Here is a 13,354-nt window from a genome sequence, read left to right on the forward strand (position 1 = left end):
CTGTCAACTTTTGTTTTTATTGTGCAGACTTTTGCGCTTGGCGTTCTTTCTGACGGGCCTTTTCCGCCTTCCAAGCCCAGACGCAGCGGATGCCAGGGTGCATGTTGGGCAGGACAAAACAACGGCTGCACGAAACACAGATGGATTTTTCCGCTCCAGCCAATGACTTGGTGACAAAATCCGGCTCAGCGATCAAGGCCCGCCCCAGCGAGACCGCATCGATGCCAGCAGCCAGGACGGCCTCCATGTCAGCCAGCGAACGCACGCCACCGACGAGGCTCAGCGGCTGCTCAGGGACAAGCTGTTTGAGCCTTGCCGCTTCTTCCAGATAGTAAAGCGTCGCTGTCTTTGGCTGATTGATGAAATCAACGCCAGACAGCTCGACAAGCTCCACACCGATTTCCCGGCAGCGCTTGAGTATCCAGACCATATCCTCATGATACGCCGCCTTATCTTCATGCTTCGTATCGATATTGATCTTGATGAATACCGGGAAAGTCTCCCCACAGGCCTCCTTGATGCCACGGACGATTTCCTCGACGATGCGGAAGCGGTCCGCAATGCTGCCGCCATACGCATCGGTACGCTGGTTGAACGTCGGATCGATAAACCTTGAAAGCAGATATGAATGCGCCGCATGAAGCTGTACCCCATCAACGCCAGCTGCCTGCAGCCTTTTTGCTGCGGCAATGAAACACTGCTCGATATGGTGGATTTCCTCTATAGTCAGCGCGCGCGCCTCCCGGCCCTTCTTCAACGGCCGGGCGACGACATCGACGAGATCGTCGTTGTCGATTGCCCGCGGCCCTGCATGTGAGAGCTGCGGGATGAACCGCGCCCCTTCCGCCTGCACGCTTGCCGCCGCGCGGCGGAACTGCTCGGCAAAACAATCCGCATAGATATTGACCTGCTCATGGTTCGCCCGGCCGAGCGCATCCACGCAGCAATGTCCCGTGATGATCGTACCGACACCATTTTTTGCCAGCTGCTCATACATCGCATATTCAGCCTCGGTCATATACCCCTCCTGGCTTGGCAGGAAACTATGGACTGCCGACCGCAGCACACGATTCTTGAGTCTGATATGGGGAAGTTCCAGTGGTGTTTCGATTCTGGTACTCATAAGCTACCTCCTGTAAGCGTTCTATAATACACACGTTATTTTCATAACTTTATCGCAAATATAAAAAGAGTGTTGGATGACTAGCACCCAACACCGGATTTCATGGAAAAGTTATTGATCGACACGGCAGATATCCGCACCCAGGCCCACGAGCTTGTCGACCAGATTGTCGTAGCCGCGGTCGATATGATGGATATAGCCTACCTGTGTCTCGCCCTCAGCCACGAGGCCTGCCAGTACCATAGCTGCACCAGCACGCAGGTCCGTCGCCTTGACCTGACAGCCCATGAGTGTCTCAACCCCCTCGACAACCGAGGTACGTCCATCGATCTTGATGTTCGAACCCATGCGCTTGAGCTCATCGACATGCATGAAGCGGTTCTCGAATACCGTCTCTGTCACGAGCCCTGTCCCCTCAGAAACTGCGAGCATAGCCATGAACTGCGCCTGCATATCCGTCGGGAAGCCCGGATATGGCATCGTCTTGATATCAACAGCCTTCGTGCGCTTATTGCAGACCACGCGGATGCCATTGACATCCTCTTCGATGGTCACGCCAGCCTCTTTGAGCTTGGCAATGACCGGCTTCAGATGTTCACTGATCGCATTCTCGATGTAGACATCGCCCTTGGTCATCGCAGCGGCAACCATGTAGGTACCAGCCTCGATACGGTCGGGGATGATCGTATAATCGCGGCCCATGAGCTTCGGCACGCCATCGATCTTGATGACATTGGTGCCAGCACCACGGATCTTCGCGCCCATCACATTGAGATAGTTCGCCAGATCGACGATCTCCGGCTCCTGTGCTGGATTCTCAAGGATTGTCTGGCCTTCGGCCATTGAAGCCGCCATCAGGATATTCTCCGTCGCACCGACGCTCGGAAAATCCAGATAGATCTTAGCGCCTTTGAGGCCCTCCGGCGCCGTCGCTTCGATGAAACCATGACCAATCTTGATGTCCGCGCCCAGCGCCTCGAATCCCTTGAGGTGCAGGTCAATCGGACGCGTGCCGATGGCGCAGCCGCCCGGCAGCGATATCTTGGCCTGGCCGCAGCGCGCCAAAAGCGGCCCCATGATCAGAAACGAGGCACGCATCTTGCGCACGAGGTCATACGGAGCCTCACAACTGCCGATCACCGTGCTGTCAACCTTGAGCTGATGCTTTGTCTCATCAAACTCAGCCTTGACACCCAGCTTCTTCAATACTTCGGTAATGGTATGAACGTCTTCGAGTGCCGGCACCTCATCCAGTAGACTCGGGGCATCCTGCCCCAGAAGCGTCGCCGCGATGATTGGCAGGACGGCATTCTTGGCGCCGCTGATCTTTACCCGGCCCTCCAGCCGGTTTCCCCCATGTATAATCAACTTTTCCATTAAGTTCGTTATCCTCCTATAGTTGTGCTTTCAGAAAGCATCAACACATAGTTTATCATCATATCATCCTTATGACAATAGTCTTCCCGTCAGTTTCTCGCAATCGTCAGCGTCGAATGGACGACGTTGTCGATGATGTAATTCGTAGCAAATTTCGTCTTGCCCGCGCTTTCCTTCCCCTGGAGGCCGAGCAGATCGACTTTATGGCCCTTGGCCTGCATAGCCTGCAGGGCACGGCGCTGAGCGCTGGCCGACACCGGCTTCTGCACCTGGCTCGGTGCGATGATGACCTCATTGTTGCGGCCCGTTTCCTGCAGATTCTTGAGCTTATCCTCCGTTGTCTGTTTGGAATCCTCTTCGCTGACGACATCAACGCCCGACTGCTGCAGAAGCATAAGAGCTGTCGCCGGCACGAGGCCGCCGCCACGGATATCGAGATTCATCGGCCCGCTCGGCTGCGATTCCGGCACCGTGAACGGAATGACAAGGGTTTCCTTGGCCTTGCGGTACGGCTTGATGGTCGTCGTGAAGTTGACCGTCTCCCCCGGCTTCACGGTTTTCTTGTCCGGGATGGCCGAGATGAGCGACGCCGTCTTGCGGTTGCTGTCAACATCGATATTGACCTGGACATCGATGATATCCGATTCCTTTTCCTTATTCTGGCTGATGACATTCATGGCCTGCATGAGCTCAGCCATGGCGATCTGCCCGACATCCGAGGCATTATAGAACATGTTCTTGCGCTCGACCTTGCCGCTCGCAACAGCATCCGTGCGGATGGTGAACCCCACCTCCGCAGTACCGGCGCTGAGATCATCGGCCGTCTTGCTCAAGGCTGCATAGGCAATGCCGCCGCTGAGCTGCGGCAGGAAATCTTCATCGTAAGCAATGCGGGCGTTGTAGTCCGCCGTGCGGCCCAAGGATTTATCAGTTACCTTGACCTTGATAGGAACCACCGTGGGGAATTTGCCGAGCACGCCAGCAATTCCCGTAGCACGGTCCTGATTGACACGGCCGATGATATTGCCGATACTGGCAATCTTCATGCCGTTGCTCTGGCCGCTGATCGTACCGACCACCTTCGCATCCGTCATGAAGTAGTTGACGTTGCCGCGATGCAGGAACGGGTGTCCAAAGGCCAGGATTTTCTTGCCGTCCACAGCCGTCACCGTCCCCGTGGCCCCGACAGCAAAGTCGCCATAAGCCACGGCCACGCCGACAGCGGAGCCCGGAACGAGGGAGGCATCGTAGACAGTCTTCTGCGCCTCTGCCATGGTCGGCGCGCCCATCGGCAGGAACTCCATCGTCCCCTGCGGATCGATCTGCTTCTGCAGGAAATCCAGGCCAGCCTGATTGAAGCCCGCAAAATACATGACATCCTTCGGCTCAGCCTTAGCCGTATCAGCGGCTTTCGTCTCGTCAGACGCCGTCTCCGCTGCTGCCTCCTCTACGGACGCCTCTTCATCTTTTGCTGCTGCGGCCTTCTTGTCGGCAGCAACAGCTTCTCGGGCGCGGGAAACGAGCTCATCGCCATAGACAGTGTCCTTCGCGCCGTTCGCCTCACGCTCCTTGCGTTTCTTTTCCTTCTCGGCCTTGGCCTTCGCTGCATTCTCTGCCGCCTTCTTGATATCGATGGTATGGATGCGCGTCTTGTTCTTGCGGTCCGGCATCTTCCAGAGCGGTGTCATCTCGTCGATAGGCGTGATGAAGAACGTGTAGGGCGTCATCTCCTTGATGCCCGCTGCCACAGCACCGATCAGATAGCCATCAACATAGACGGGACTACCGCTCATTCCCTGCAGGATGCCGCCTGTCTGCTCGATGACCGGCCCGGAAGCCTTCGCCATGATCATAGGCTGCGAGCCCTTGCCATTGTCGACCAGGCCGATGATATCCACTTGGAAATCGCGCAGCTCACCGGAACTGTCAATGACCGTATACGCCGTCCCCGTCATGCCCTCCCGGATCTGGTCATGCGCCAGGATCGGGTCCATCGCCCAGACGGGCAAAGCCTGAGCCGACAAAAACAGAGCCGTCAGCCCCGACACCAACATCTTCTTTATATATGTACGCAAAACAGTCACCTCATCTTAATGCGTAAAAATCCATTGTTTTTCTATTATAGCATACAATACGCGGAAAGACAGTTGTACCCATCATTTTTTCTGCAGGATCAGTGCACTGCCGACCCGGCGCTCCTGTCCATCGGAAGGCGAATTCTGCACCTGCCCGCCGACAACCAGATCACTCGATCCGCCGCCATCGAGATTGATGGCATCGCGAGCACCAAACTTCACGAGCAACTGTGCCCACTCGGTCAGCGTCAGCCCATGGCTGTCCGCCTGGCGGCCATCGACGACGCCAAACAGGTAATTGCCATTCTTGAGCACGGCCACCGCACTGCGCGGTGCCCGTCCATACCGGATGTCCGAGGGGAATTGCTCAGCCGCTACCGTCACATTGACACGACCATTCTGGACGAGACGCGGGCCAGCGCCCATGATATCCACAGCCTTGTTCCACTTCGCGCCCAAGTCCTGCTCGATGACCGCGCGGTCACCGACGCGCACGCCAGCAAATGCATCCATGGCCTTGCCATGGACCGAAACGACATACCCATTGGACGGTATCACGGAATTGCCCGTCTGGATCTTCGTCACCCGACCATTCTGCACAGTGAACTCCAGGCCGAACTCATTCGTACGCGTACGGCTGCCATACCATTTGTTGTAGAGGATCAGATTATCGACACCGCGCTCAGCATCGACCCCCGAAATGCTCTGAGTCACATCCCCCAGCGTCACCTGGCCATCATAGGCAACCGTCCCGAATATCGAGCTGCCATCTGGCAGGAAACCGATGGCCGAACGCGTATAATACGTCGTGCCAGCCATCAGGCCATCGATCTTGACCGTGCCGATCATATCACCATTACCAGCAAAATAAGTCGCATTCACCGCCGCCACAGCATTCTGTGCATCCGATATGCCACTGGTCGACTGCAGTCCCGGTACATGGCCACGAGCCAATACCGGCTTCACCGTATACAGGTCTTTGTCCGCCTCAACGAAATACGCCGACACTTTGCCCGCATCATCCCAATAGATATAGCTGCGCTTGGCCAGCCCCGGTGCTGCCATCTCCGTATACAGGCCATCAAAAGCCAGCGGCAGGATATCGCCCTCAGCCTCCGAGCCCGTACGGCGCACCGTCCCTGACGGCTTGGCCGAAGCCTTCGCCGTCTTCGGCAAGATGTCCACGAATACCCGCGCGGGGTTGCTGAGTTTGTTAGCCTTATAAGTAAGTCCTGGCTTGAGCCGCAGGGTGACCAGCATGTGGCCCTTGCTGAGTACATACTTCACCGACTCGATGCGGCTGCTATGGAAGGGCTTGCGCTTGAAATCCTTCTCCGATACGTTCGCCATATCGATAGTGATTTCCCGCCCATCAGCCGATGCCTTGATCTGATAGGACGGCTCCGACGAAAGATCAAATACCACGCGGTCATGCTCGCCACCGCTATGATAGCGCACCGAAGTCAAGTCCGCTGCCGAGGCCAGCACCGCCGTCTGCAGGGTGAATACCGAAGCCAGCAACGCCACTGTGATTTTCCGCCGTAAATGATTCATTGTAAATACCTTCCTCCCAATAGAAAAGCCTTCCTGTGAAGGGAAGGCTTCTCGTCCTATTCACGTTGTTTATTTTTTCTGTCCCTCAGCCGGACCATTGACCTGCGGCGACAACTGACGATACATGAGATCCGCAAGACCAAGGCCGCCGGAGTCAGCCACCGTCTTCATCAACTCATTATCGCGCATGTCCATGAAAATTTTCTGGCCGTTTGATTCGCCAAACAGCTTGTTTTCCGGAACCGTCGCGCGCATCTGCTTGTACATCATCGACAGGAACATCGCCTCAAAGCCCTTGCAGGCCTCCTTGAGTTCCTTGTCACGCTGAGACATAGCCGCCTCATTGACGACATGATCCGCCTGCGCTGCCGTATCCGCCTTGCGCTGGACATCGCGGAGCATCTCGGCAAACTTGGCCGACTCAGCCGCCGTCTGCGCGGAATCATACGTCGTATTATTCGGTGCCATGGAAGAATTCATGCCCATGGCCGTCAAAGGAGCAATCTGCATGCTGCCTCCTCCTTCATCCTATCATCCATCACATGATCTGCAGTTCTGCGTGCAAAGCACCAGCGGCCTTGATGGCCTGCAGGATCGAAATCGTATCCCGTGGCGTTGCCCCAACGGCATTGAGAGCGCCAACGATGTCACTGACATTCGCCGTTGCAGGCAGCACGATTGTGCTGGCCTTGTCTTCCTGCACATCCACATCCGTATTGCGCGTCACGATCGTCGTACCATAGCTGAAGGGATCCGGCTGGTTCGCATTCGCGTTCTTCTGCACCTTGATGGACAAGCCGCCCTGTGTGATGGCGATTTCGTCCACCGACACATCACCGCCCATGACAATGGTACCCGTACGCTCGTTGACGACTACCTTGGCGATATTGTCCGGCATGACCGGTAGCTCCTCGATCGTCGAGACAAAGCCTACCACGTTATTGCGGAAGTACGCGGGGATCGTGATATCGATACGCCCTGGATTCGAAGCCTGCGCGACATTGCCATACTGCGAATTGATGGCATTGGCAATGCGTGCAGCCGTCGTGAAGTCCGGCTCGCGCAGCGACAGCGAGATGCGGCCAGAACCGCCGATCTCATCTTCGACACTGCGCTCGACAATCGCACCATTCGGTGTCGTCCCCACCGTCGGGAAATTCTTGGTCGCCGTATTGCCGCCGTTGCCAGCCGCAAAGCCACCTGTCGACACCGGCCCCTGCGCGACAGCATAGACCGTGCCATTGCCAGCCCGCAGCGGAGTCTGCAGCAGCGTACCGCCCTGGATGCTCTTCGCATCGCCAATAGACGAGGACGTGATATCGATCGTATCACCCTCGCGGACAAACGGCGGCAGAGTAGCCGTCACGACAACCGCAGCAACGTTCTTCGCCTTGAGCGTCGACTGGTCGATCACCACGCCAAAGCTCTTGAGCATATTGACAATCGACTGGATCGTCTCCGTCGACTTATTGCCATCGCCCGTACCGTTGAGGCCGACGACAAGGCCATAGCCCATGAGCTGGTTCGAGCGCACGCCCTGAACCTTCGCGATATCCTTGATGCGGGTCGCCGCGCTTTCAGCCGCAGCCGTTCCCGGCATCAGACTCAGCGCAAACACGCCCGCCATCAACAAAGCCAGTAATTTCTTCATACGTCTATCTTTCCTCCATGTCATCCTTAGAACAGGAAGTTGAAAATCTGCGTCAGGATGCCCTGCCGCTGCTTCGCATTGAGCGGGCCCTTGCCATCGAATTTCACGGTCGCATTGGCAATCTTCGTCGAAGGTATCGTGTTGTTGGCCGTCACATCGTCCTGGCGGCAGACCCCGCGAAACGTGATCTTATGCTCGTCGCGGTTCTGCCAGATGGACTGCGTACCCTCGACAGTCATATTGCCATTCGGCTGCACGTCGACCACCGTGACCGTGACATTGGCGCGGGTCGTGTTTTTGGAAGTAGCCTGGCCATTTGCCTTGAACGAGTCCGACCCACTGGCCGAAGCCGCCTTCAGGAAGTCGAAGATGCCCACACCGGCAGACAAGTCCGTCTTGCCGCTCTTGCTGTTCGAACTACCGCGCGTAGCCGACAGGCTCGTCGTCTCACTGATGACGATTGTCAGGATATCGCCGACATTGCGCGCCTTGCGGTCTGCAAACACATTATAGGACGAATCTGACCACAGCGACTGGGCAGAGGCCATCGGCAGCGTAAGGTTCGCCGCCAGCAGGCTCACCGCCAGCACTGCCGCCAACTTCTTATATCGTTTCCCCATTTTCTTCATAGGTTCACCTGCTTTCAATTCACGATTTCAACGGTTGCAGCATCGACTACCGTCCCGCGCAGGACTTTCCCCGATGCCACGTTGCGCACCCGGATTTTTGCGCCCAGGCGGCCGCGCTGCATGGCGATGCCATTAGCTGACACTTCGATGCCATGATAATTCACGCGGATTGTCACGGGCGTGCCCACATCCATCACAATTGGCTGCTGCAGCATTACCGACTCCACTGCAGTCCCCTCTTTGATGGTGCGCGCAGCTACCCGGCCCTGCACCTCCTCCAGCTTGGTGAGGTAGCGGCCTGCCCCGCCAGCGACGCTGCGCTCCTCCAGCCGCAGGTCAGCGGCTGCGATTGGCTTGTCGATGCGCAGGTCATGCGCTGCCACGAGCACCTTGTCGTAGACATTGACACGGTAGTAGCAGACCACACGGCGATAGAATTCCCCATTCAGGAACACACGCAAATGTACGGGATTCGTATTGCCATAGCGGAGCTTCTGTGGCAGTTCCGCCTCACAGACGACCTCGCCAGCTGGCAGCTCCATCATCTGCGGAGCTCGTATAAGCTGCAATTCATGCCGCCGCATCTCGCCAGTCTGGACCAGCGTGCTCTCTATCTTCTGCCGGGCAATCTCTGCAAACTTCTCCGCAGGGACCATCTGCTGCACCACCCCCTGGGCATCTGCCACAGCGGGCAGCGAAGCGAACGCAAAGAGACAGAAGAAGCCACTCCATAACAAGCATAGAATGGCTAACGTGTTCTTCTTCATTTAAATCAGCGCTTGAGCCCGTTGGCAATCTCCAGCATGGAGTCGGAGGTGGTGACTGCCTTAGAGTTGGATTCATAGGCGCGCTGCGAGACAATCATGTTGACCATTTCCTCAACAATCTGCACGCTGCTCATTTCCAGGGTACCCTGCGTCAACGTACCGGCGCCTTCCTCGCCCGGGTTGCCCTCGATGGCTTCACCCGAAGCCTCAGAAACGATGAACAGGTTCTTGCCGATCGCCGTAAGGCCAGACGGATTGACAAAGCGTGCCAGACGGATCTGGCCGACATTCGTCTGCTCGCCGCCAGCTGGCTTGCAGGAAACCTGTCCATCGCCAGCGATGACGATCGAGTCGCTCGGCGCCGTCTGATCGATCGTGATATCGTCGGCCAGCGGATAACCGTCAGTCGTTACCATGCGGCGCTGGGAATCGAGCTTGAACGAACCATCACGCGTATAGCCAATTGTACCATCCGGCAGCGTGATGCGGAAAAAGCCCTCGCCCTGGATACCGATGTCCGTCGGATTGTCCGTCGTCTGCAGCGATCCCTGCGTGAAGACGCGGTTCGTCGCTGCCACGCGCGTACCAAGACCAATCTGCATGCCCGTCGGATACTGCGAATCCGCACCGCTCTGGGCTCCAGCATCACGGATCGTCTGATAGACCAGATCCTGGAATTCCGCGCGGACCTTCTTGCCGCCATAGGTGTTGACATTCGCGATATTATGGGCGATGACGTCCATGTTCGTCTGCTGCCCCTTCATGCCGGATGCAGCCGACCAAAGTGCTCTCATCATGGTATAAAAATCCTCCCTTGTCCCATTACAGATATAAAGGCGTACCTGTTCTCCTCTTTATGGTTTATCGGATAAAACCGTCATTTACTTAAATCAGACCCGGCCGACCTCGTTGACCGATTTGTCCAGCAGGGTATCCTGCGTCGTTACCGCCTTGGATCCCGCCTCATAGATACGGTAATTGTTGATGAGGTTGACCATCTCAGAGACAACATTCGTATTCGAATTCTCGAGCATCCCCTGATAGATCTCGCCCGTCGCCGCCTGGGGCTGCGCGCCCTGCTGCGGGTAGTAGAGATTGTCGCCCTGCTTGAGCACAGCCCGGCGGTCGGGGCCAAAGCTCGTAAGCTGCAGCTGTCCGACCCGCTGGCCATCAGCCATGATCTCGCCCTTAGCGCCGATCGTCACCTTGGCTGCATCACCGGGGATTGTTATCGGCTGGTTGTTCGTGCCGAGCACAGCCTGCCCTCTGACCGTCTGCAGCTGTCCGCGCGACGAACGGTAGAAGTTACCATCACGCGTATAGCGGACACCCTGCGGCGTCTGGATGGCGAAATAGCCATCACCCGAAATCGCTACATCAAGAGGATTGCCCGTCGTCTGGAAGCCACCCTGTGTATGGTCAGTCGCAATCTCATCGATACGCGAGCCCAGACCGAGCACACCCACCGTAGGAATGCTTTCGCCCACGCTGAACTGCTTGAACGAAGTCACATTATTGAGGTTCTTGCCATCGTTGATGCGCTTGATGAGCATCGGTTCGAACTCCCGGCTGATGGCATCATCGCGCTTGAAGCCCGTCGTATTGGCGTTGGCCAGGTTGTTGGCGATCGTGTCCGTACGCTTGGTCTCGGTGATCATGCCGGCTCCTGCCGTGTAAAGTCCACGCCACATGTATCTTCACTCCCTTATATCAGGCTTTTCTCCCAAGAAAAGCCACACTCTCCTACATCTCTATTTCGCGAAAAAAAGCGAAACTCCTTTCCAGGGTTCCGCCTTTCATCAAATTTATTTGCCCGTCTTGAGGTTCATGGCCTTGCCATCGAACTTCGAGAATGTGTCGAGGGCCTTGCCGCAGCCAAGAGCCACGCAGGAAAGCGCATCTTCGGCCAGTGCCGTCGGGATATACGTCTCGCGGCGGATGAGTTCATCCAGTCCATACAGCATGGCACCGCCACCCGTCAGCACGATGCCACGGTCCATGATATCCGCCGACAATTCCGGCGGCGTATCCTCGAGCACCTTCTTGACGCAATCGACAATGCGCGTGACCGACTGATGCATAGCCTCAGCCGCCTGTCGCGTATTGATCTCCACATTCTTCGGCAGGCCAGAGAGCATGTCACGGCCACGGATATCCATGATCTCATTGCGCGCATCAGCAAAAGCTGCACCCACACGGATCTTGATATCCTCTGCCGTGCGTTCGCCGATCATGATATTGAACTCACGCTTGACATACGCGATGATATCCTCGTCGAACTTATCGCCAGCGATGCGCAGCGATGCGCTGTTGACGATGCCGCCCAGCGAAATGACTGCGATATCCGTCGTGCCGCCACCGATATCGACGACCATCGAGCCGCAGGGCTCGACGATGTCAAGGCCAGCACCCAGAGCTGCGGCCAGCGGTTCCTCAATGAGCTGCGTATGACGGGCACCAGCCTGCTCAGCGGCCTCCTGTACGGCACGCTGCTCGACCATCGTGACACCCGACGGAATACAGATCATGATACGCGGACGGAAGACAAAGCTGCGGCCGACAACCTTCTCGATGAAATGGCGCAGCATGCTCTCCGTGATGTCGTAGTCAGCAATGACACCTTCGCGCAGTGGACGGATAGCCACAATGTTGCCCGGCGTGCGGCCAATCATCTGGCGAGCTTCCTCGCCAATGGCCAGCACGCGGTTCGAGTCGCGATCCACCGCCACAACCGACGGCTCGCGCAGCACGATGCCCTTGCCCTTCACATAAACGAGTACGTTTGCCGTACCCAAGTCAATACCAATATCCATAGACATGCCAAACATGTTATTCGCGGTCCCCTTCCAAATCTATAGCCATATCAGCGTACGAATCTGATATCTATTATACAAATCACGCTGAAAACTTTATGGAGCAATTTTCTTCCTGCCCCAAAAATCACATCTTATAATATATAATAAAAAAACACGAAATACAACAGCTGCCCGCTTTTTCTGCGGCATTTCTCATAAATTAATTCATTTTCACGTCATTTTCGACAATTAGCCTAATTTTAAGAAAACTTTCGCTTTTATTTCTTTTTCTCACGCATTGACAATGCCTAAACAGAATGATACGATTAGCTTGACTTAGGGATATTTTTCACATTAATATTCTTTCATAAAAAATCAGGGGGTTTTTACAACATGAACAACAGAAGAAAAATCGTCGTCATCGGTGCCAGCAACGTCGGCTCCGCCGTTGCTAACAAGATCGCTGACTTCCAGCTCGCAACGGAAGTCGCTCTGATCGACCTGAACGAGGACAAAGCTTGGGGCGAGGCTAAAGACTCCAGCCATGCTACTTCCTGCGTTTACAGCACGAACATCAAGTTCCACCTCGGTGACTACGATGACTGCAAAGATGCTAACATCATCGTCATCACGGCTGGCCCGTCCATCCGCCCGGGTGAGACGCCGGATCGTCTGAAACTGGCTGGCACGAATGCTAAGATCATGCAGTCCGTCTTCGGCGAGATCGTAAAACGCACGAAATCCGCTATGATCATCATGATCACGAATCCGCTCGATGTTGCTACCTATGTTGTATCCACCCAGTTCGATTACCCGCGCAACCTCATCCTCGGTACTGGTACGATGCTCGAGACGTATCGTTTCCGCCGTATCCTGGCTGACAAGTACCAGGTTGATCCGAAGAACATCAACGGTTATGTTCTCGGTGAGCACGGCAACGCTGCATTCGTTGCTTGGTCCACGACGGGCTGCGCTGGCTTCCCGATCGGCGATCTCGACGAGTACTTCCACAAAACGGAGAAACTCAGCCACGAAGCAGTCGAGCAGGAGCTCGTACAGGTTGCTTACGACGTCATCAACCGCAAAGGCTTCACGAACACGGGTATCGCTATGGCAGCTTGCCGCTTCATCAAATCCGTTCTGTACGATGAGCACACGATCCTTCCGTGCTCTGCAGTCCTCGAAGGCGAGTATGGCATCAAAGACGTTGCTCTTTCCCTGCCGCGTATGGTCTGCGCTGATGGTATCATGCGTTCCTTCGAGATCCATCTCACGGACGACGAGCTCGAGAAGATGCACAAAGCTGCTCAGAGCGTCCGCAGCGCTCTCGATGGTGCTGGCATCAAATAATTGCCACGGCATCACGCATAAAGCAAAAACAAA

12 protein-coding genes are annotated in these 13,354 nt (G+C 56.0%); 1 reads left to right on the plus strand and 11 read right to left on the minus strand.

Annotated features, from left to right (window positions below):
- Positions 1–16 precede the first annotated feature (16 nt).
- From FZ041_RS12935 to mreB, 11 genes are all read right to left on the minus strand, one after another.
- Positions 17–1,123, minus strand: coding sequence for an NADH:flavin oxidoreductase (locus tag FZ041_RS12935; protein ID WP_149189871.1), 1,107 nt, complete (start codon positions 1,121–1,123; stop codon positions 17–19).
- Between the two features lie 111 nt (positions 1,124–1,234).
- Positions 1,235–2,500: a UDP-N-acetylglucosamine 1-carboxyvinyltransferase gene (murA, locus tag FZ041_RS12940; protein ID WP_075445096.1), complete on the minus strand. Its 1,266-nt coding sequence runs from the start codon at positions 2,498–2,500 to the stop codon at positions 1,235–1,237.
- Positions 2,501–2,589: 89 nt separating this feature from the next.
- Entirely contained in the window at positions 2,590–4,584 is a 1,995-nt protein-coding gene (locus FZ041_RS12945) for a SpoIVB peptidase S55 domain-containing protein (protein WP_255449418.1), read from the minus strand.
- Between the two features lie 72 nt (positions 4,585–4,656).
- Positions 4,657–6,129 carry a phosphodiester glycosidase family protein gene (locus tag FZ041_RS12950; protein WP_149189872.1) on the minus strand — a complete coding sequence of 491 codons (1,473 nt, stop codon included), beginning with the start codon at positions 6,127–6,129 and terminating at the stop codon, positions 4,657–4,659.
- Positions 6,130–6,198: 69 nt separating this feature from the next.
- Positions 6,199–6,639: a rod-binding protein gene (locus FZ041_RS12955; RefSeq protein WP_149189873.1), complete on the minus strand. Its 441-nt coding sequence runs from the start codon at positions 6,637–6,639 to the stop codon at positions 6,199–6,201.
- A gap of 28 nt (positions 6,640–6,667) precedes the next feature.
- On the minus strand, positions 6,668–7,780 hold the full coding sequence (locus tag FZ041_RS12960) for a flagellar basal body P-ring protein FlgI (RefSeq protein ID WP_149189874.1): 1,113 nt from the start codon (positions 7,778–7,780) through the stop codon (positions 6,668–6,670).
- A 26-nt stretch (positions 7,781–7,806) separates the two neighbouring features.
- Positions 7,807–8,400 (minus strand): flagellar basal body L-ring protein FlgH, encoded by a 594-nt coding sequence (locus FZ041_RS12965; protein WP_149189879.1) that lies wholly within the window; start codon positions 8,398–8,400, stop codon positions 7,807–7,809.
- A gap of 23 nt (positions 8,401–8,423) precedes the next feature.
- Positions 8,424–9,176, minus strand: coding sequence for a flagellar basal body P-ring formation chaperone FlgA (gene flgA, locus FZ041_RS12970; protein WP_075445109.1), 753 nt, complete (start codon positions 9,174–9,176; stop codon positions 8,424–8,426).
- A 5-nt stretch (positions 9,177–9,181) separates the two neighbouring features.
- On the minus strand, positions 9,182–9,973 hold the full coding sequence (gene flgG, locus FZ041_RS12975; protein WP_075445111.1) for a flagellar basal-body rod protein FlgG: 792 nt from the start codon (positions 9,971–9,973) through the stop codon (positions 9,182–9,184).
- Positions 9,974–10,066: 93 nt separating this feature from the next.
- Entirely contained in the window at positions 10,067–10,867 is an 801-nt protein-coding gene (locus FZ041_RS12980; RefSeq protein WP_075445113.1) for a flagellar hook-basal body protein, read from the minus strand.
- Positions 10,868–10,981: 114 nt separating this feature from the next.
- Entirely contained in the window at positions 10,982–12,004 is a 1,023-nt protein-coding gene (gene mreB, locus FZ041_RS12985) for a rod shape-determining protein (protein WP_075445115.1), read from the minus strand.
- Positions 12,005–12,364: 360 nt separating this feature from the next.
- Here mreB and FZ041_RS12990 point away from each other — a divergent pair, with 360 nt between their 5' ends.
- Positions 12,365–13,321, plus strand: a complete 957-nt coding sequence (locus tag FZ041_RS12990) for an L-lactate dehydrogenase (RefSeq protein WP_075445117.1) — start codon at positions 12,365–12,367, stop codon at positions 13,319–13,321.
- The last annotated feature ends 33 nt before the right edge of the window (positions 13,322–13,354 follow it).

Origin of the sequence: Pseudoselenomonas caprae, from assembly GCF_008271345.1 — a bacterium.
Lineage (GTDB): Bacteria > Bacillota > Negativicutes > Selenomonadales > Selenomonadaceae > Selenomonas_A > Selenomonas_A caprae.

Coding starts and splice junctions, on each gene's coding strand:
- FZ041_RS12935 (WP_149189871.1), bottom strand. CDS start 1,123: ATGAGTACCAGAATCGAAACACCACTGGAACTTCCCCATATCAGACTC.
- murA (WP_075445096.1), bottom strand. CDS start 2,500: ATGGAAAAGTTGATTATACATGGGGGAAACCGGCTGGAGGGCCGGGTA.
- FZ041_RS12950 (WP_149189872.1), bottom strand. CDS start 6,129: ATGAATCATTTACGGCGGAAAATCACAGTGGCGTTGCTGGCTTCGGTA.
- FZ041_RS12955 (WP_149189873.1), bottom strand. CDS start 6,639: ATGCAGATTGCTCCTTTGACGGCCATGGGCATGAATTCTTCCATGGCA.
- FZ041_RS12960 (WP_149189874.1), bottom strand. CDS start 7,780: ATGAAGAAATTACTGGCTTTGTTGATGGCGGGCGTGTTTGCGCTGAGT.
- FZ041_RS12965 (WP_149189879.1), bottom strand. CDS start 8,400: ATGGGGAAACGATATAAGAAGTTGGCGGCAGTGCTGGCGGTGAGCCTG.
- flgA (WP_075445109.1), bottom strand. CDS start 9,176: ATGAAGAAGAACACGTTAGCCATTCTATGCTTGTTATGGAGTGGCTTC.
- flgG (WP_075445111.1), bottom strand. CDS start 9,973: ATGATGAGAGCACTTTGGTCGGCTGCATCCGGCATGAAGGGGCAGCAG.
- FZ041_RS12980 (WP_075445113.1), bottom strand. CDS start 10,867: ATGTGGCGTGGACTTTACACGGCAGGAGCCGGCATGATCACCGAGACC.
- mreB (WP_075445115.1), bottom strand. CDS start 12,004: ATGTTTGGCATGTCTATGGATATTGGTATTGACTTGGGTACGGCAAAC.
- FZ041_RS12990 (WP_075445117.1), top strand. CDS start 12,365: ATGAACAACAGAAGAAAAATCGTCGTCATCGGTGCCAGCAACGTCGGC.